Origin of the sequence: [Clostridium] innocuum (genome assembly GCA_012317185.1) — a bacterium.
Lineage (GTDB): Bacteria > Bacillota_I > Bacilli_A > Erysipelotrichales > Erysipelotrichaceae > Clostridium_AQ > Clostridium_AQ innocuum.
On sequence record CP048838.1, the window covers coordinates 4,464,749 to 4,483,750 of the forward strand.

At 42.9% G+C, this 19,002-nt stretch carries 22 protein-coding genes and 1 riboswitch; of the genes, 5 read left to right on the forward strand and 17 right to left on the reverse strand.

From position 1 onward, the window contains the following. Position 1: 1 nt before the first annotated feature. The 10 genes from G4D54_21820 to G4D54_21865 all read right to left on the reverse strand — a co-directional run bounded on the left by G4D54_21820 (position 2) and on the right by G4D54_21865 (position 9,738). On the reverse strand, positions 2-907 hold the full coding sequence (locus G4D54_21820) for an NADP-dependent phosphogluconate dehydrogenase (GenBank protein ID QJA04881.1): 906 nt from the start codon (positions 905-907) through the stop codon (positions 2-4). A 21-nt stretch (positions 908-928) separates the two neighbouring features. Next, entirely contained in the window at positions 929-1,795 is an 867-nt protein-coding gene (locus tag G4D54_21825) for a MurR/RpiR family transcriptional regulator (GenBank protein ID QJA04882.1), read from the reverse strand. A 528-nt stretch (positions 1,796-2,323) separates the two neighbouring features. Further along, positions 2,324-3,994: a formate--tetrahydrofolate ligase gene (locus G4D54_21830; protein QJA04883.1), complete on the reverse strand. Its 1,671-nt coding sequence runs from the start codon at positions 3,992-3,994 to the stop codon at positions 2,324-2,326. 29 nt (positions 3,995-4,023) lie between these two features. Continuing rightward, positions 4,024-4,968: a hypothetical protein gene (locus tag G4D54_21835; protein QJA04884.1), complete on the reverse strand. Its 945-nt coding sequence runs from the start codon at positions 4,966-4,968 to the stop codon at positions 4,024-4,026. Between the two features lie 2 nt (positions 4,969-4,970). Then, entirely contained in the window at positions 4,971-6,203 is a 1,233-nt protein-coding gene (gene purD, locus G4D54_21840; protein ID QJA04885.1) for a phosphoribosylamine--glycine ligase, read from the reverse strand. A gap of 62 nt (positions 6,204-6,265) precedes the next feature. Then, positions 6,266-6,365, reverse strand: a riboswitch (purine riboswitch). 56 nt (positions 6,366-6,421) lie between these two features. Then, on the reverse strand, positions 6,422-7,132 hold the full coding sequence (locus tag G4D54_21845) for a penicillin-binding protein (GenBank protein ID QJA04886.1): 711 nt from the start codon (positions 7,130-7,132) through the stop codon (positions 6,422-6,424). After that, a complete protein-coding gene (locus tag G4D54_21850; GenBank protein QJA04887.1) occupies positions 7,119-7,847 on the reverse strand; it encodes a hypothetical protein in 729 nt (242 codons plus the stop codon). Before G4D54_21850 ends, G4D54_21845 begins: the two co-directional genes overlap by 14 nt. Next, on the reverse strand, positions 7,844-8,587 hold the full coding sequence (locus G4D54_21855) for a hypothetical protein (GenBank protein ID QJA04888.1): 744 nt from the start codon (positions 8,585-8,587) through the stop codon (positions 7,844-7,846). Before G4D54_21855 ends, G4D54_21850 begins: the two co-directional genes overlap by 4 nt. Beyond that, entirely contained in the window at positions 8,584-9,279 is a 696-nt protein-coding gene (locus tag G4D54_21860; GenBank protein ID QJA04889.1) for a hypothetical protein, read from the reverse strand. The genes G4D54_21855 and G4D54_21860 overlap by 4 nt, the downstream gene beginning before the upstream one ends. Positions 9,280-9,291: 12 nt before the next feature. Further along, positions 9,292-9,738 (reverse strand): LytTR family transcriptional regulator, encoded by a 447-nt coding sequence (locus tag G4D54_21865; GenBank protein QJA04890.1) that lies wholly within the window; start codon positions 9,736-9,738, stop codon positions 9,292-9,294. Positions 9,739-9,911: 173 nt separating this feature from the next. Between G4D54_21865 and G4D54_21870 the strand changes: the two genes are divergently transcribed. From G4D54_21870 to G4D54_21880, 3 genes are all read left to right on the forward strand, one after another. Further along, a complete protein-coding gene (locus G4D54_21870; GenBank protein QJA04891.1) occupies positions 9,912-10,121 on the forward strand; it encodes a helix-turn-helix transcriptional regulator in 210 nt (69 codons plus the stop codon). Further along, entirely contained in the window at positions 10,118-10,534 is a 417-nt protein-coding gene (locus G4D54_21875) for a hypothetical protein (protein QJA04892.1), read from the forward strand. The genes G4D54_21870 and G4D54_21875 overlap by 4 nt, the downstream gene beginning before the upstream one ends. Before the next feature lie 223 nt (positions 10,535-10,757). Further along, positions 10,758-11,864: an alpha/beta hydrolase gene (locus tag G4D54_21880; GenBank protein QJA04893.1), complete on the forward strand. Its 1,107-nt coding sequence runs from the start codon at positions 10,758-10,760 to the stop codon at positions 11,862-11,864. 187 nt (positions 11,865-12,051) lie between these two features. On the opposite strand, the gene G4D54_21885 is transcribed toward G4D54_21880, so the two are convergent. The 3 genes from G4D54_21885 to G4D54_21895 form a co-directional block, all read right to left on the reverse strand. Next, positions 12,052-12,243, reverse strand: a complete 192-nt coding sequence (locus G4D54_21885; GenBank protein ID QJA04894.1) for a hypothetical protein — start codon at positions 12,241-12,243, stop codon at positions 12,052-12,054. A 193-nt stretch (positions 12,244-12,436) separates the two neighbouring features. Continuing rightward, positions 12,437-12,775, reverse strand: coding sequence for a PTS lactose/cellobiose transporter subunit IIA (locus G4D54_21890; GenBank protein ID QJA04895.1), 339 nt, complete (start codon positions 12,773-12,775; stop codon positions 12,437-12,439). A gap of 317 nt (positions 12,776-13,092) precedes the next feature. Further along, complete coding sequence (locus tag G4D54_21895) at positions 13,093-13,770, reverse strand: TetR/AcrR family transcriptional regulator (GenBank protein QJA04896.1); 678 nt, start codon at positions 13,768-13,770, stop codon at positions 13,093-13,095. 56 nt (positions 13,771-13,826) lie between these two features. On the opposite strand from G4D54_21895, the gene G4D54_21900 reads away from it, so the two are divergent. Together G4D54_21900 and G4D54_21905 are read left to right on the forward strand one after the other, a co-directional pair. Next, entirely contained in the window at positions 13,827-14,339 is a 513-nt protein-coding gene (locus G4D54_21900; protein ID QJA04897.1) for a flavodoxin family protein, read from the forward strand. Next, positions 14,339-14,962 carry a flavodoxin gene (locus G4D54_21905; GenBank protein ID QJA04898.1) on the forward strand — a complete coding sequence of 208 codons (624 nt, stop codon included), beginning with the start codon at positions 14,339-14,341 and terminating at the stop codon, positions 14,960-14,962. The genes G4D54_21900 and G4D54_21905 overlap by 1 nt, the downstream gene beginning before the upstream one ends. A gap of 192 nt (positions 14,963-15,154) precedes the next feature. Here the strand turns inward: G4D54_21905 and G4D54_21910 are convergent, their stop codons facing one another. The 4 genes from G4D54_21910 to G4D54_21925 form a co-directional block, all read right to left on the reverse strand. Further along, entirely contained in the window at positions 15,155-16,384 is a 1,230-nt protein-coding gene (locus G4D54_21910) for an HD domain-containing protein (GenBank protein ID QJA04899.1), read from the reverse strand. A 159-nt stretch (positions 16,385-16,543) separates the two neighbouring features. Continuing rightward, positions 16,544-17,713, reverse strand: a complete 1,170-nt coding sequence (locus tag G4D54_21915; GenBank protein ID QJA04900.1) for a PstS family phosphate ABC transporter substrate-binding protein — start codon at positions 17,711-17,713, stop codon at positions 16,544-16,546. After that, the gene (locus G4D54_21920; protein QJA04901.1) at positions 17,710-18,099 is read right to left on the reverse strand and encodes a (deoxy)nucleoside triphosphate pyrophosphohydrolase; all 390 of its coding nucleotides are present in this window, start codon (positions 18,097-18,099) and stop codon (positions 17,710-17,712) included. Before G4D54_21920 ends, G4D54_21915 begins: the two co-directional genes overlap by 4 nt. Positions 18,100-18,101: 2 nt before the next feature. Continuing rightward, the gene (locus tag G4D54_21925) at positions 18,102-18,914 is read right to left on the reverse strand and encodes a Tim44 domain-containing protein (protein ID QJA05268.1); all 813 of its coding nucleotides are present in this window, start codon (positions 18,912-18,914) and stop codon (positions 18,102-18,104) included. Positions 18,915-19,002 lie beyond the last annotated feature (88 nt).

Consider the following 19,002-nt stretch of genomic DNA (forward strand, 5'->3'; position numbering starts at 1 on the left):
ATCATTTGCTATCCTTACGCTTTACCGGATGGCCGCCAATCGTCCCTCGCAAAGCCGCTATGCACTGCATGGATAGAGAATCTTCCTGCTGTGAACGAAATCTTGCCTGTAAGGCCGCTGAAATTGTAGGAGTAGGTACTTTCAGACGTGTTGCTTCTTCTATGGTCCATCTTCCCATACCGGAATCTGCAACGTAATCTGCAACACCCTCCAGGGCCACATCCGGCTGCAGGGCTTCAATCACTTTTCCCAGAATATGAGAACGGATGGAACAGCCATTTTGATATGCCTGAAGACTGCCGAGCACATCCACATCAATTTCAGAGGACATCAGCATTTCATATCCTTCTGCATATGCCTGCATAATCGCATATTCCACACCGTTATGTATGGTTTTCGCATAATGCCCGGCGGCCGTTCCACCACAATGAGCATAACCGCCCGGTGCAGCTAAAGATTTTATGAATGGAATCATACGCTCATAGTCTTCTTTTGTTCCGCCAATCAGCATACCACATCCCTTTTTCGCGCCGGCCACTCCTCCGCTGACGCCGATATCCATAAATCGGATATTCTTTTCCATGAGGTAATCAGCTGTTTTTTTCGTATCGCGAAAATCAGAATTTCCACCGTCGATAACCATATCGCCTTCCTTTAACAGCTCTGAAAGCTCTTTGATAATGGTATTTGTAATGGTTCCGGGCGGTGTCTGAAGCCATATAATGCAGGGCTTTTCCAATGCATTCACCATCTCCTGCATACTTGCTGCAACCTTGATCCCCCTCTTTGCAGCACGTTCACATGCCGCTTCACAGGTATCACAGCCAATCAAAGCATGTCCGTCACTGGCAGCTCTTGCGGCCATTTCCAACCCCATTTTTCCTAAACCGATAAATCCGATTTGCATACGCCTTATCTCCTTTTATCATCAGTCGTTATAATTCTTGAATTTCTTCATATTGGTGCTGATTTCTAAAAGCTTCTCTGCAACGGTATCCTGTGACTGCATGCAGAAGCCAACATATAGAACATCAACAAGACTGTATTCTGCTATTCTGGAGATCAGCGACTGCGGCTTATAGCTGAAATTTCTCGACAGCGTATATAAGCATACATCCGCCAGCTTTGTTAAAGGAGATTGAGAGAACTGTGTGATTGCAATAATCTTCATGCGATTTTCCTTTGCTACCTTCAATGCGGCATTTAGCTCCGTATTGGCTCCCTCATTGCTTACAACAATAATGGCATCCTCTTCATTTCCCACTGAGGAAACAACCGCCTGTGTATGCACATCTGTAATCAGCTCCACCATCATGCCGATACGCATGAATTTATGGTAAGCATCCTGTGCAACGCTGGCAGAACCGCCAACACCTGTGAAGATGACTCTTCTTGCATCCCGAATGATTTGAAATGCTTCTTCCAGATCATCCTCGCGAATAATTTTGCCGATATCCTCAATCGTCTCGATGTTTTTCTGTAGAACCTTCTTTGAAACGGTGAGAATATCGTCATCCTCCTCCACACGTACATATTGGGAGCTTTCGCTGGCTTCCATATCTCTTGTAATCGCCAGCTTTAAATCCTGCAGCTTATCGTAGCCCATTTTTTTTACAAAACGGGTGATTGCCGCAATGCTCGTTCCAATATCTTCTGAAATATCCGTTATGGACATGCGTGTGAATCTATCCGGATGCTCTTTCAGATATGTTACGATTTTTTGATCGGATTTCGTCAGTGCATCCTCCATATTCGTCAGCTGTTTTTCAAATAATGCCAATTTTGTTGTATTCATTTGTATCTTCCTTTCCCTCCAGAATAGCATCAACCTTCTTTCTTCATGCAGCGCAGCCCGGGTAAGCGTTCACATGATGATCAGGAACAATTGTTCACAACGTTATTGTAAATTATTATCATTATTGTGTCAATATATTTTGATAATAATTTACATTATTGTTTTTTAAATCCTTCCTCTGAATTCATATTCATATGAAAATAATACCGTATTTATCGTATGAATGAAGGTGATTTTCAGTTTATACCTTATTCCTTATTATAACATGTGCGATATAGATTATCATATAAGCGTGATAATTATTTTCATTTTCCTAACCAATATAATCTCTCTTGTTTTTCAGGTCGATAATTCCATCCTGTTTTCACAGACTTGATGCATACGAAAAAGAGAATCCAAAGCATCTATTGAACTAGAAGCTATGAATTCCCTTTATGTATAGTACCTATAGTTGCGTAAAGTACCATTAAAACCAAAATATCTTTATGATGATCAAGCTAATGTTATTAAAGCTGCATTATGTTCATTTTAGAACAATCCCTCAATATGCCCCTTTTCATCGATATCCATGTTATTTGCCGCAGGCACCTTTGGAAGACCCGGCATCGTCAGTATCTTTCCCGTTAATGCAACCAGGAAACCGGCACCAAGACTCGGGCGCAGCTCACGAACCGTAATCGTAAAATCCTTTGGAGCCCCATATACCTTCGCATCATCGGACAGTGACATCTGCGTTTTCGCCATACAGATCGGCATCTTATCCCAGCCAAGGGAAGTATACAACGCAATTTGTTCCTTCGCCTCTTCTGTAAATGCCACTTCTTTTGCGCCATACACCCTGGTCGCAATTGCTGTAATTTTTTCCTCAATGCTTTGTTCCACATCATACAGCGGAGCATAGCTGTTTTCCTCTGCACAAAGCTCCACCAGCTGATTGGCTAGATCAAGCGCGCCTTCTCCGCCCTTTGCCCATACCTGAGAAAGGCTCATCGGATGCTGATGCTCTTTACACCAGTTCTGTAATGCTTTCACCTCTGCAGGAGTATCGCTCGCAAATTCATTGATTGCTACGATATAAGGCAGTCCGAACTGCTTTACTGTATCAATGTGCTTTGCAAGATTTTCACACCCTGTCAGCATCGCTTCCACATTTTCATCCTTCAAATCCTCATATGCTACATTGCCGTGCTGCTTCAAGGCACGAATGGTTGCTACAATTACCACTGCATTTGGCTTCAGCCCACCGAAGCGACACTTGATATCCAGGAACTTTTCAGCTCCAAGATCAGCACCAAAGCCTGCCTCTGTCACCGTATAATCCGCAAGCTTCAGACATGTTCTTGTCGCAAGAATGGAATTACAGCCATGAGCGATATTGGCAAACGGACCGCCGTGAATCAGTACAGGATTATGTTCCAGTGTCTGTACCATATTCGGTTTGATGGCATCCTTCATAACCATTGCCAGAGCCCCTTCAATGCCAAGGTCCTTTACATAAATCGGCTCCTTCTTTGAATTAAATGCCACCAGCATATTGCCGAGGCGCTCCTTTAAATCCATCAAAGAAGTAGACAGACAAAGAACTGCCATCACCTCACTGGCCACCGTGATATTGAAGCCGTCCACACGTTCCACACCATTCGCCTTCGGTCCCTGTCCAATCGTAATGTGACGCAGCGTACGATCGTTCATATCCAGACAGCGTTTCCATGTGATGTTTTCTATATCGATATCCAGCTCATTTCCCTGATGAATATGATTATCCAGACATGCGGAAATCAAATTGTTTGCTGTTGTGATTGCGTGCATATCCCCGGTAAAATGCAGGTTAATATCCTCCATTGGTACAACCTGGGCATAACCGCCGCCGGCAGCTCCACCCTTCAGACCGAAAACCGGACCCAGACTTGGCTCACGAAGCGCGATCATCGTCTTTTTCCCCAGCCGGTTTAACGCATCCCCCAAACCAACAGTCGTTGTGGATTTTCCTTCCCCGGCCTTTGTCGGATTGATTGCGGTCACCAGAATCAGCTTACCATCTTCCTTGTCTTCATTTCTATGCAGCAAATCGAGAGATATCTTTGCCTTATAATTACCATAGTATTCCAGGTCCTCTTCACCCACACCGATTTTTGCCGCAATATCACGAATATGCTCCATTTTACATTCCTGCGCAATTTCTAAGTCTGTTTTAAACATAGCTTCCTCCTTGTATATTTCTCTTATCCTTATTCAGTAAGCTTCATCAAGCCCCACAGATCATTCTGCTTCGCAAATACAACCCTCTGACTTGGTGCTGTGATACTTTCGATGCCTTCATACAAATATTCTTTCTGGTCCTTCGTATATAGTCCAATATACGGCTTTTTCTCTACCTTCACATAGGTATCATTCAAAACATCTGCCGCAGCATACGCAAAATCGCTTATCAGCTTCCCTGTTTTATCCATGATAGCCCATTTTCCATCCTTTTTTACAGCATTTAAAGCTTCCAGTGCCATATGGGGACGATATACACGCTCCTTCATATGTACAGCTTCATATACGGTTTCCGAATGCAGCTTTCCCTTAGTGACAAGTACAAATCCTTCCTCTGTTCTACTATCCTTTCCGTCTTCCTCACCTGTTATTTTCAGATTGACTGGCAGGAAGAAGACATCTGCCTTTATATCAGCACAGATCGTTTCCAAATCCGTTTTTTCCTCTACATATGTGGATGTATTCATATCATAGCGAATAGCATAAACATTTTCACCTTTATCATCAACATAGTAGCTGGTCTGCGGCCCAACAATCCCTGTCCAACAGCCCTGATCATAGCCCTCAACATGGAGTAGCTGTGAGAGATATTTCAAATCTCCATCACCGCCTTCCATGACACCATAAGCATCATCTATGAAGCAGGTCTGAAACTTATACTTCATAGCAAGCAGAAGATCGCCATTGGCATTTATGAAGCCTTCCCTGTTTCCATCATTCACAAGAAAGCCCTTGTCGTACAAAGCGATTGGATCCGTTTCATATGCAGCAAACGGTTCTTTCACCCAGCTAATCTGCTGTATCTCCCCCTCAGATACCTGATCTGCTTCCTTCTTTGGCATCTCCTTTGATGTGCATCCAAGAAGTGCCATGCCTATGCACACAGATGCAAAAAGCGGCTTCCAGTTTCCCATAGCTACATATCTTTCTTTCCAATATCATTTCTGTAAAAGAGCTTATCACAGTGAATTCTATGTACATCCGCATATGCTTTTTCATATGCTTCCTCCAGTGTATCCGCTGCAGCGCACACGCACAGAACACGACCGCCGTCCGTTACCAGACTGCCTTCCTTTTCTGCCGTCCCCATGTGAAATACCATGGAATTCACATTCTCCAAATTTTCAATCACAGCGCCCTTTGTACTGGAAGCAGGATAACCCTCACTGGCCATAACAACACCAAGCGTAACCCTGTCGTCCCATTCCAGCTCTGTCTTGGAATGGTTCATAATATTCTCAATCACGTCACAGAAATCCGTTTTCAGCCTCGGCAGGATAACCTCTGCCTCCGGGTCACCAAAGCGTGCATTGAATTCGATTGTTTTAACACCATGCTTTGTCAGCATCAGCCCGCCGTACAGAAATCCGGTAAACGGATGCCCTTCCTTCACCATTGCCTTCGCCATCGGTATCATAACTGCATTCATCGTTTCCTCAATAATATCCGGTGTTATCTTCTTAACAGGAGAGTAGACACCCATACCACCGGTATTTGGACCTTTATCACCGTCATACGCCGCCTTATGATCCTGTGCAACCTCCATCGGAAGAACCAGATCATCACATACAAAGCAAATCAAGGAGAATTCAAAGCCCTCCAGGCATTCCTCGATAACAACACGGTTTCCCGGAATACTGAACGCGATTTCGATTGCATCCAATGCTTCCTTTAATTCATAAGCAACCGTAACACCCTTTCCTGCCTTCAAGCCGTCTTCCTTTATGACAATCGGCACGCCCTGATGCTCCACATAGCCGATTGCATCCGCTTTATTGTCAAAGGTCTGGTAGCTTGCTGTCGGAATACCATACTTCGCCATGATTTTCTTCGCAAAGTCCTTGCTGGACTCCACCTGTGCCGCATCCTTTGTCGGTCCGAATATCTTTAGTCCCTCTGCCTGAAACGCATCAACGATTCCCAGTGACAGCGTAGCCTCCGGTCCGACTATCGTTAAATCTATTTCCTGTTCCTTTGCAAATGCGGTTAAGCCCTTTACATCACTGTCCGCAATATTGACACACTCCGCAAGCTCTGCCATTCCGGGATTTCCCGGAGCTGCATAAATCTTCTTTACCCGGCCGCTTCTGCTTACCGCATGAACCAGTGCATGCTCTCTTCCGCCTTTACCGATTACCAATACTTTCATCAAACAATCGCTCCTTCCGAAACATAAAAAGCATGAAAAGTCACAGTAAACCTTCCATGCATTGAGCCAAAAAGTTTACTTGTAGTTCGCCAATTTACGGTCGGCGAGTAGAGACGAATCATCCAATCATGTTTCTATACAAGTAATATTTCCACTCTTATTTTACTTTATTTTGTACAACATTACAATTCCATTTCAGGAAAGTTTCGGGAAAGCACTCAATCTATAATCACATGATAGTCTATTCCGAATTCTTTATGAATCGGCAGCACCTGTTCCCCATAATAAATTTCCTTTCTTCCATCCTTTTCAAACGTATATTTCAGATTGGTATAAATATAATCATATGCTGAGAAATCCTGATACGGTATTCGAATCCGATAGCTTTTCTCATCCTCGCTAATTTCCACTGCCTTGACTTTCAGATCCCGATTAACAGGCTCCACCGTTTTCAGACGACCATATGCTTTCTTTCGTATACGGATATTTATCACTTGTTCCTCCGTGTTTCCGAAAAACTCAGACTCCTGCAATGCTTTTCCCTTCACATATCGGATATCATACCGTCCCAGATCAGCCGTCCTTTCTTCCCCGTTTTCTGTATACTGGAGTGTTTGAAAACGGACACGACTTCCCTGCTTCATAGGCACATAGACGGTTAACGGGGCAGCTTCACAAAACCATACAGCAGGATCCATCGGCTGCTTCATATCAAAATCTATCAGCTGCGGCTCTGTGACAGTATTACGCGAAGGCTTACCCTCTTCGAGCATAATACTCTCCACCTCATACAATGAGGTCTTGCTATATTCTACACTGTTGTGTAAAAATTCAGCCGTTGAAGCTGCAGGCTGGAAAGCAAACCATAAAAGAAGAAACACCACCACTAACAGAGGCAGAAGCAGAAGTATTTTTTTATTTACTTTCATTTTGTATCCCTCCATTTTCTACAGTAAAGCGAATCTCTTCATGTATCGAATTTTTATTTTCTTCTTCCGTTATATTCCGCAGCTCCAGCTTCAACTCGGAAGCATCACAGGATTCCTGCATAGTTCCTCGAACCATGACATATAGTTTTTTATCTTTGGGGTTCATTATCATATTCGTTGCATATGTACCACCGAAAATATCCTGCAGCTCTATATAGTAATACTCCTTTAAATCTGTTGCGGCACGTTCATAGCTGATGATATAAACGTAGTCCTTTTTATTCTTTATCGCATACTGCATCCGGATTCCATGCTTAAGCTCCTGTTCATGATATGAAACTGATTCCCTGCTTTTCAATGCTTCCATGTGTTTCAGCTCTTCTGTAATCGTTTGTACATCGGCATTTAGGTCAAGATAGCTTTCCGTCGTGAAACAGCTCCTTTGTTTCGTGTCACCTGGCTTTGTGTTCCATGCGAAAACAAGCAAGCTGCAGGCTGCAGCCAATATTGCGTAAGCAAATAATACGGTTTTCGGGGAAGGCAGTTTTCTTACAGCTTTATCGAGCAGTGCAGCATTCAGATTTTTATCATAGCGATATCGATACGCAATATAAAGAAGAGCTCCGCCTAGGACGAGCAGAACCAGAACCCACGGCCATTGCGTAAGGGAGGCTGTAGCTTTCTGTGCAATCGTATCCATTCTGTTTACAGTCACACAGCAAGGCGCTGAAAGCCTCTGCCCGCGGTTTGATTTCCATTCCTATAAAGCTCAACAACACCTCGTCCATACCGTTGTATCCTTCTGCCGCTTTTTTCAAAGGTATAACAGAAATTTGTAGCTGTCATATCATATTCCTTTGGCAGCTCATAGCGAAGTATAACTCTTGTGTCTGTATCAAAATCGCCATATGTATTTCTCTGTATTTCAATTTTTATAGGAGCATCCGGATTCACAGCTTCAACGTGGATCAGTCTCCCTGCTGCCTTCGTATTTACATCAATATACAGCTCTTTTTCCTCAGAATCCCAGTTCTTTGAAATGGAGGCTTCTTCAAAAACCTCTCCGCTTTTTTCTATTTCATATATACCGATATCCGCCGTTTTCTCCTCCTGATCCTTTTGATAGGTGATTTTGGAAAAGCTTACCTTCATATCTTTAAACATGGGAAGCTGAATTCCATAAGCATAGAAATTCTCATCCTCCATAGGTGCTTCCTCATCAATCACATAACGAGGATCAACCACAGCGTCTGCCTTGTAATCTGCGATTCCCGTTACCCTGACACCTTCACCGCCTTCTTTTTTAAACCGTACTATAAGACTTTCCTCCATGTCCTCTCCCGGAAAATGAAATCGAATACTTGATTTCAGAAATGTCGCTTCCTTCTGCACAGGTGCACACCCTCCTATACAGCAGAGAATAAGCAGCCCTGCAATTCCTGTTAATTTTTTCATCGATGGATACCTCCCTTTTCAATCGTGTAGCTGTCATAATAATCGACACGATTCTTATTTTTCCCCCGGGTATAATTGTATATGTGAATGCTGCGCTTCTGTGCTGCGCAAGAATCCTTGATTGTTCCTGTGGTCATGGATATGATTTTCCGCGAATCCGCCTTGATTTCCCCACTGGTCCAGCCGCTGTCCGTACGATTACGGATTATTATCTGTTCATCCCTTTGCGGTTCTCTCAGCAGATCATACGTAACGACATATACATATTCCTTGCGATCATTTACTGCATAGGTTACAGTTACATGCTTATTCGGCTTTTCCTTCTGCATGCTAAGGGATTTGCTGCCTTTTTTTACAGCCTCAAGCTGTTCCTTAACCATAGCTTCATCCACTCCTGCATACTGCACCGTATCATACATATCACATGTCGTTTCACTTTGCTCTGCTTCACGCAGATAATAATAGCCCATATACCAGGATAGCGTCAGGATCGAGAGAATCCCCCAAATGCATACCACTGTCCGGACTGTTAATAAATGAATCTGCTTTTCCGGTGTTTTTAAATGTTGATTGACCCGCAGCTCATAGTAATGCTTATAAAGGACATAAACCACCAGACCTGCCAGTAAAAGAAGTAGAATAAGCAGAAGCAAACCGGTGGATGATTGACTGTCAAACAAAGTCTGTAGCATATGCATCCCTCCTTAAAATCCCATTTCTTCTTTGAACCGGTAATAATAGCTTCTGGATACCTCGATTTGATCCTCGTTTGTGAGAATAAGCGTAAATTTTGAATTTAAGCTGCTTCGGATTCGCCGTATATCCTTTTTATTTACAATGAACGCCTTATGAACTCTCAGAAATCCTTTTTCATACAAATTGGCCTCCAGCTGATACATTGTTTCTTTAACACGGTACCTGCCATCCATGGTATGTATCCATATTTCCTGGGAAATGCTTTCTATATAGATGATATCTTCAACAGCGAGACGCATGTATTCCTCATGATCCCTGACAAGCAGATAGCGGTAATCATAATTTGCCTCGTACAATACATAATCGGCATCCTCACAAACAGTAACCTGCCCCTTTTGAAGATCATCCAACAGCTGTTCTTTCATCTCTTTTCTGCATAATAGCTTAAGTTTCATACTTTCACCCTTTTCACCTATAGTTTATCGGAATTCAGAGGAAACACAAGCGGTATTATATAAGATACAAATATAGGCAGTAACATGCACAGGAAAAGCAAATATATGTAAAGCACGCTTCACATTTTTATCATCCGGTGGTATACTAAAAATGTAAAGGAGGCTTTACATTCATGAGGAATCGAATACGAAAGCTTCGGCAGGAATTACAAATGACGCAGGAGGAGCTGGCACAGCGGTGCAGAGTCAGCCGGCAGACGATCATCTCACTGGAGAAGGGGAAATACGATCCCTCCATTCACCTTGCACACCGCATAGCAACAATTTTTCAACATCATATCGAGGATGTATTTCTTTTTACGGAAGGAGCGGATGAGTCATGAAAGAACAGAATATTATAAGGATGAAATGCATTACGATTCTACTGTTTATCATACTGTCAGTTGTGCTGATTGTTGTCGGCTTTTCGCAGGAATATCGCAGTTCCTCCCTTTTCAGTGGAGGTGTCGGAGGCCTCATCGTTTCCCTGTATATGCTAAAAGCGATATGGTCAGCCAAAGCATCACAAAGGAAACGTGAGCAATTGATTATTGATGAAACAGATGAACGCAATCTGCTAATTCAGAAAAACAGCAGAGCGCAGGCATTCAACGTATCTCTTATCGCAACTCTGGCAGCCTCTGTTCTTGCATCCTTATATCATGAAGAAGCCATCAACAGCTGCTTTAACATTCTCCTGGGCATTCAGCTGTTTGCCTATTTACTGATCTGGATGTATTACAAAAGAAGGCTGTAGCTTTCCATATCATAGACCTGCCGGATGAAGCCGATTACAGGGATGCATGCGCCATCATCAAAAGGCTGCCGCGTACGATCCGGTTCCTGCAGGGCTGCTTTAAAAATACTGCCTGTGCATAAGCTCATTGGCTGCTTGTATACAGGCAGCTTTGCCAGACTTCGCAATACATTATATTCACCAAAGAAGATGGTATTGTAATATCGTAAAGGAGATGCTGTTTATGCAGCTTGTATGGATTCTGCTCATTGCAGCAGCCATTACAGTTATCGAGATTCTTATCTATCATTACCGTTTGCCAAGGTTTTTTCTGTTCATTTTTCCACTCATCAATATTTGTCTGGAAATATGCATTGTTTTTTACATTCTGCGTCAGCAGGCACTGGTTACGAGCTATTATCCGCTATGGATACGAATCGGTATTTATCTTCTGCCGCTTCTGTTATCCCTGTTTATCATGACCGGCTTCCTCGTACGCAGATATGTAAAGCTGGAATATACAAAACCATTTCGCCATATCGTCTGCCGTCTGTTTGCATTTCTTCTGATCAGTATGCTTTTCATCTTTCTCACAACCATTTATTTTGCACAGGAATATGTTATCTTTTATCCAAATGCAAGTCCTCAGGATCGGGATATGCTCATGGCGGATAAAGCCTATGAGCGTATCAGCATAGATTCGCAATATACCGGATGGCTGAGAAAAGCAGAGAATGCGGATAGCATCATAGTGTATTTTGGAGGAAATGCACAGAATACCAGTGCCTTATGCAGAGAATATGATGAAAGCGGAATTTTCTCTTATATGAAGAATTCACACTTTCTCAGTATTGATTATCCTTCCTACGGAGACAGCAAGGGTTCCCTGTCACAGGAAGAGCTATTTAAGATGGCGGATGCAGTCCTGCATTATGCCCGTCACAGATATCCAAATAAAAAGCTGTATATCGTCGGCTACAGTATCGGTACAGGAATGGCAAGCTATGCAGCTTCCAAATCAACACCGGATGCACTCATTCTTCTCTCTCCATACAATAACGGGAGAGATTTATTCAATTCCTATTTCCCTGTTTTCTATGGTCCCCTGCAGCATCTGATTCGTTACCCGCTAACAAGTGACAGATATGTCCATACCGTGACCTGCCCTGCTCTGGTCATATTGAGCAATCAGGATACCATCGTTTCTCCCAGCCTCTCAAGACGCCTGATTGAATGCTTCACAACGCCGGTTAAGACGATTCAATTTGATACATTGGATCATGGTGATATCGCAATGAGTAAAGAGGTATGGAAAACCATAATACGCTTTCTACATGAGCTTCCTGAATAGATTTTAATCATATATTTACTTAACCGACAGTCATGAATCTATCTGTACCATGAATTGATATGAAAAAAGCTCTGTATACCTGACCTTATACAGAGTTTTATCTATGTACTGCATTCCGCAAAGAGCCTAGGCAGCTGCATCCGAATGGCCTGTTTTATATAGGAATACCGTTGAAGATAATCGATTTTCAGCAGCGTGCTGAGTATGGATTTATCCTTACAGCTGTAGACAGGCGGTATCTGCGCTCACATGACACCAGGAACACATACAGCATCAATATATTCATATCAACCGTATGCTGTGAGAACAGCTGATTGCACTGCTTCTGTGTATCCACGGCAAGGCTTTGAATCTGCGCATGGATACCGTTGATGACCATACTTTATGAAACCTCATCGACAGGCTCCTACTTTCTGTATATCCCGTATAATCTGTTTTAAGGACTCCAGCTTCTCTGACTGCTCACGTACGTTATTCACAAAGCTTATATCCGCATGCTTCGATAAAGACATTAACACTCATAAGCCATACCGTTTTCTTAAACAAAAAAACATGGAAATCACTCCATGCCTTTATCCTTTTTCATATATTTTCTCTTCCAGCTCATCAAATTTACGATACAGATCAACGAATTCATCACATAAAATTTTGAAGGATTCCGCACTCATCAGTAAATCCTGCGCATGTGTGAGCAGAAGGTTTAAATCCACCGGATTTCCTCCGGCTTCCTCCTGAACAAGTCGCTGATGTATACGATGCCCCTTTGCATACTGTTCATTGCCCTTTCTTACAAGCTCGTTACACTGTCCGTAGTTTTTACTTTTAGCCTCCTGAATCGCTTCGATATAAAGACTTCTAGCCTGTCCCACGGAAGAAATGATTTCTAGTATTTCAAGTTCTGAACTGCCCATCGTATCCATCTCCTGACCTTTTCTGTTCTACTATTGTATCATACCCATACCGTGATTTCACTAGGAATTTAAAGAAAATGATATCTCTTACAAAAGATGCCGAATTCATTACTGATTGAAGTATTCTCTCAATCGCTTTAACAGCTACAGGATATGCAGACCTATTTCTATCATACTCTCAGGCATTCACAGCCGCTTACAGACCCAACAGTAAAACATAATACTCAAATCAGCAGATCTGCTTTCTGAAGGATGTAACAAAACAGCTTTATAAAGGGATGCTCAGGACTATCCTTTCCAAATATCTTCCTAAATAGCTAGCTGCGATAAGCAGACTTCATACAGCGAAGCTTGATTTCCCGACGTATGATTTCCTCTGCCGTTTTCAACGCATCCTTTTGGGAATCTATGATTTTATAGGCAAGCATATCACTCAATCCCATTACAAGGCTCCACATGGAGAGGATCTCCTTCTGATACTCCTCCGGCGGACAACCGTGTTTTTTCAAAAAGGCAAGAGCGGTACTGCGAAATATCTCATACGACTTCACTGACTTCTTTTCTAAGTCCTGCAGCTGAAACATTTGTGATTTCATGATATTGGTATGATATTTCAAAAAATCAGGATGCTGTACCATAAAGGCTACATAGCCTGCACCAATCTGAATGATAGCCTCATCTACATCACCACCCGCATTCTCATAGGACCTTTGCAATGCCTCCGTGAACTGTTCTTCGATATATGCAGAAATGGCGTTCATAAACTCTTCCTTATTTTGAAAATGCTTATACAGGGCGGTATGTGAAACATGACAGAGTGCCGCAAGCTTTCGCATAGAAAGGCTTCGTTCCCCGTACACATTGATGTAACGAATGCCCTCCTTTATCAATGTATTTTTTAAATCCTTATGATGATAGCTTTGTTCACACATGCAGACCAGTCCCTTCTTACGATGTAACTGTATTTTATCACACGATGTTGACAGTGTAAACATAATATGATACTCTATCAATGTAAACAGCGTTTACTTAGCTGAAGAAAGGATTTATCATGAAAACCATACTATCCGATATTGCCTTACCTCAACTGCCATTTTCAGAAAATGTATCTGTATTCGATTCCCATGAGCTCAAGCAGACAGCACCATGTACAGGCTGCTTTTCCTGCTGGATCAAATCACCGGGAGCATGCATATTCCAAGATGATATAGCTTCCTTTACAGCTTCCATGAAACAAAGCGATACGCTTTATATTCTTACAGAGAATGTATATGGCTCCTATAGTCCGTTTGTGAAGTGTGCAATCGACCGCTCTCTTTCCTATGTGCAGCCGTATTTCACCATTCGCAATCATGAAATGCACCATGTGTTAACCTCTCCCACTCATCTTCAGCTGATTGTTATTGCATATGGCAGTGAGAATGAACAGGAACAAAACGTCCTTCAAGCTCTTGTTCAGGCGAATGGAATCAATATGGATTGCAGGTATGTCCAATGTCATCACTGCGCGGATAGTGAAAAGGCACTTGTCCGGTTACAAACCATGTTGGAGGTGGCCGTTTAATGAAATACGCAATCCTTTCCGGCTCACCGAAGCCATCAAACAGCTGCAGTGAAATGCTGGCCAAACATCTCTTTACAGATATGGAAAATATCACTGTTTTCCACTGTATGGATATCCATAAAATTCCGGATATTTTTCATCAACTGCAATCCTTTGATACCATTGTGCTAAGCTTTCCACTTTATTTTGATGCGCTGCCTTCCCATCTTCTCAGCTTTCTTCTGCAATGGGAGAAGGAACGAAAGCGTGCAGCTGTAAAGGTGAACCTGTATGTTATTGTAAACTGCGGCTTTTTTGAAGGAAAGCAGAATCGCTATGCGCTGCAGGTTGTGGAAAACTGGTGTACTAAAAGCGGTATGTGTTTCATGGGAGGGATCGGCATCGGTGCAGGTCCCATGCTGAATGAAATACAAGCAATGGCATGGGAGCATGGCCCAAAAGCTCCTGTGGATAAAGCCCTTCGCCGTATGAGAGAAGCTATTATAACGGATACTGCATTCGAAAATTCTTATGTCCAGCCTGCCTTTCCGCGCAGTCTTTATATAAAAATGGCACATCATTCCTGGAATAAGCAATTAAAAAAGAATGGCTATGATCCAAAGCGTGTGTATCCGAAACGGTAAGCCTTTTGAAAGCAAAACAATTCTATGCTTCCTATTCTCTTGATAGTAAATATCGTATAAATACATTAACTACCATCCGGATTCCGTAAAAAGTGAATCCAACAGAAAACCGTCATAGACAGTTTCCTCTTCCTTTCCTACGGTATTGTTGATATACAGCCTGCCGTAAGCTTTCGAGTATCTCTATGACGGTTATTTTATATGCAGTTTTTCTTCAGGAAAATAAAGCTTTGATTCCTCTTTTAAATCAGCTCTTGTTAATGCACGAACAATATCACTGGCCTTTGACAGCTCCTTAACCTTGCCGCTTTCCTCAAGTACCCAGATATTATGTCCGCTTTCATTGCTCTTATAAGGAGAATACGGCTTTTGTGAGACAACATCCTGATAAACATAATAGTCCGGATCGTATCCCAATGCCTGTACATGCAGCTGAATACGCTCTAAATCCTCCGGATTTTTCAGTGTTACATATTCAAACAGCTTTCGATTTAAGAGTCGATAGGATATATCACGCAGGATTTCATCCCTGCAGGTTACCAGCTCAGAGAATCCATACAGGGCTGCGGATTCGTCCAGACGATACAACGCATCAATGCCCGCATCCGCTCCACAGAGGAATGGGTGAAACATTTTTACATCACTCAGATATTCAGGATGCAGAGCATACACCTCCTTCATCCTGCGAAACAGGATAGAAAGCAGGGTTTCATAGCTGCGTGCCACCGGATGCAGATACACCTGCCAGTACATATGGTAACGGGCCATGATATAGTCCTCAACGCTATGTATCCCGCTTGCTTTTACAACGATTCTTCCATTCTTTACACGTATTGTTCTCAGAATTCGCTCCAGATCAAATTTTCCATAGCTGGTTCCGGTAAAATAAGCATCCCGCAGAAGATAATCCATACGATCCGCATCCAGTTGACCGCTTACCAGCTGATTCATACATTCCTTTGCATGGCGGTACTGGATAATACTAGCAACATCCTCCGGCAGCCGCGCATCACAGGCGGCAAGTATCTGATGAATTTCGCTATTCTCCATGATGATTTTCACGGTGTACTCTTCATGCTTATACGTACTGATTCCCTCAAAGGCGTGAGAAAACGGACCGTGTCCGATATCATGAAGCAGACCTGCCAGCATCACTACCGCCTTTTCGTAGTCACTCAATACCTCCCGCAGCTGATCAATTTCATAAACCATGCGCCGCACAATTTCATAAACCCCCAGAGAGTGGGAGAACCGTGAATGCTCTGCCGTATGATAAACCTGAAAATCTCCCCCCAGCTGATGGATCCGTCTCAAACGCTGCATTTCCTTTGCGTTGATGCAATCCCATACCACCTTCAGATCCACATGAATATAGCCGTGAATCGGATCGCGCAGAACTTTGGTTTCTTCTGTTTTAAGCATAATCTCTCACCCTCTTTTCTATTATCATTATACTATAAAGCGCTGTGTAATTATAACAAATTATGGAATTTAGATAAGCCTAAGAATTAACTGATATAAATACCTGTGAGTAAAACAAAGAAAATCGGAGCCTCTATCCGATCTTCTTTTCTATAAAAGCTATGAGCCTGCCACATATCCTGTTTTCTCAATCAGCTCTTTTCCTTCCTTTGACTGAATCCAGCTTAGAAACGGCTTCAGATTCTTATTCGTATTCCCCTTCACATAGACAGCATAAAACGGACTGCTGATCGGATATGTATCCTTGCGGATATTTTCAACGCTCGGTTCAATGCCATCCACCTTCAGAAGACGTATTCCCTTGTTTTTCACCATCCCCTGCGTATAATAGCGGAAGGAATAGCCGATTGCATTTTCCCTGTTTTCGTATTCTGCAGTTTCCGTTACGATATCTCCCATACCGCTTACCACATCCTTTTGCGGTGGCGACATCAATTTCTTTCCCTCCATAAAGCGCAGCAAAGCCGATTGCGAACCGCTTCCCTCCGGACGCTGGAAGGCTCGAATTCGTTCATCATTGCCACCGACATCCTTCCAATTTATGATGTTACCGCTGTAAATATCCTGAATCTGCTGTGATGTTAATGATTCCACCGGATTCTCAGAATTCACAAAGAATACGAAGGCCTCCATACCGAGGGGAACCATGATAAGCTCTTTTCCCTCTTTTTCAAACAGTTCCCTTTGCTTATCGCTGGGAGCTGCCACAAAAATAAGATCAGTATCACCCTTCTGTAGATTTTCATATGCTTCCGGGGTTGTTGTACATCGCACAATATCTGTACTATCATCATAGCCTTCCCTAGGATACACTGCCTGCACGAAGGAAGCATACACCGGGTATAATGCTGTTGCGCCGTCAAGCCTTAAAAGTGGCTCCTGCATCAAATAGGAGCTTTTTTTATTGAGAACTGCCAGCTTATCACTATGAAACGGTTCATATTCAAACAAATCAACCTCACTTCGCATCACCTCAAACCGGCTCTGCCATGCATCATATGCAAAGGTCCCGCCCAGTATACAGATTCCCAGAATCACAGGGAGAATCAGTACAAGCTGTGTTTTCTTTTTCAGCCAGCACTGATTCCGCTGTTTTGATATCAGCATACTCCAGAGGTAGACAAACACCATAATCACTGTAAACATAAAAACCGGTGACATATATCTATGTGCGGTTGCCCATGCAAGCATGAACGCAGACATTGAAACTATCGGTAGTGCCACAATCGTTATCAGCGTAAGCAGTACGATACAGAATGCCCACATCATAAGGCGTTCTCCTGAAGCATGTCCAGTATAGGTTGATCTGCTGCTTCAAATTGATAGCTGTAAAGCTCACGCGGCGTTACCAATGCATATTCATGATGGGCATGCAGATGAATTTCGCCACTTACGTATCTGCAAAGATAGGCGTGTACAAGCAGTGTGCAATCCTCTCTGTTATCCTGGATCGTTGTAAGATATCTGTCGATATCCACACACAGCTCCAGCTCCTCCCTGATTTCACGAGCTACTGCCTGTTCCCGTGTTTCCTCCGGTTCTACCTTGCCACCGGGAAATTCCCAGATGTTCTCATGTACACCGCTGCTTCGCTTCGCAATGAGCAGACGCTGATCCATGCAAATCACAGCACATACGATATCCTTAGTCTTCACGCTTATTCCCTCCAATCTGTAAAATCCTCCGGATTCACATCCTCTTTTTGTCTGACATCATCCAGGTAAAAGGTATCCCCGATTCTTTGCAGCTTCCAATATTCCACAAAGGTTGATGTTTTCCGTTTACCTTCTATAATTGTTTGCGTCTGTGAATTTATGGTGTAATCTATCATGCTTCCTTCGATATACAGCCAGCAGGAATCCTGACTGTCATCGCGATAATCCTGAATGCCAACCACCGCACTTTTTAGCAGCTTGATATTATCCAGAACATTGCGCTCATTGCGCAGCTCCATCCAGGTAAGACGCATCTTCCACTGCTCGTACAAATGTTCTGTAAGATAAGGCTTCAGATCTTCAACATTTGTATTCGTCCATGCATCCTGTACATGATAGTAAATATCCTCTACCCGCTGCTTTATCAGCTTTTCATTCCAAATGCCATCCGTATCTTCCATCCGATGCAGCAGGGCAGCACTTTGCTTTGCTTTCTTTTTCACTCTTCTACGATAGGCAAGCATCGGCATTGCAGGTATCAATACAAGCAGACCTCCTATGGCAATCATAGAGAACATACTGCCAATCGGGTCATTGTATCCACGTCCGTAATAATGATTAGAATTCGTACTGCCTGATGAGGATCCGCCACTAGAGCTTCCACCACCGCCTCCGGAACCACCGCCTCCCGCTCTCGCATGCGCGGATAGCGGCAATAAAAGCGGCAGGATAATCAGGTAAACAAGGCATTTCTTTTTCATAGCAACACCCTTTACATGTTCATTATACAGGAAAAACATCAGATAACAAATCATGAAAACCAACAGTTTTTTAAGAATTGCTTCTTGGCGCAATTCATTCTCTTTCTCTGTTCACAAACATGCATATGTGCTATATTTAAGA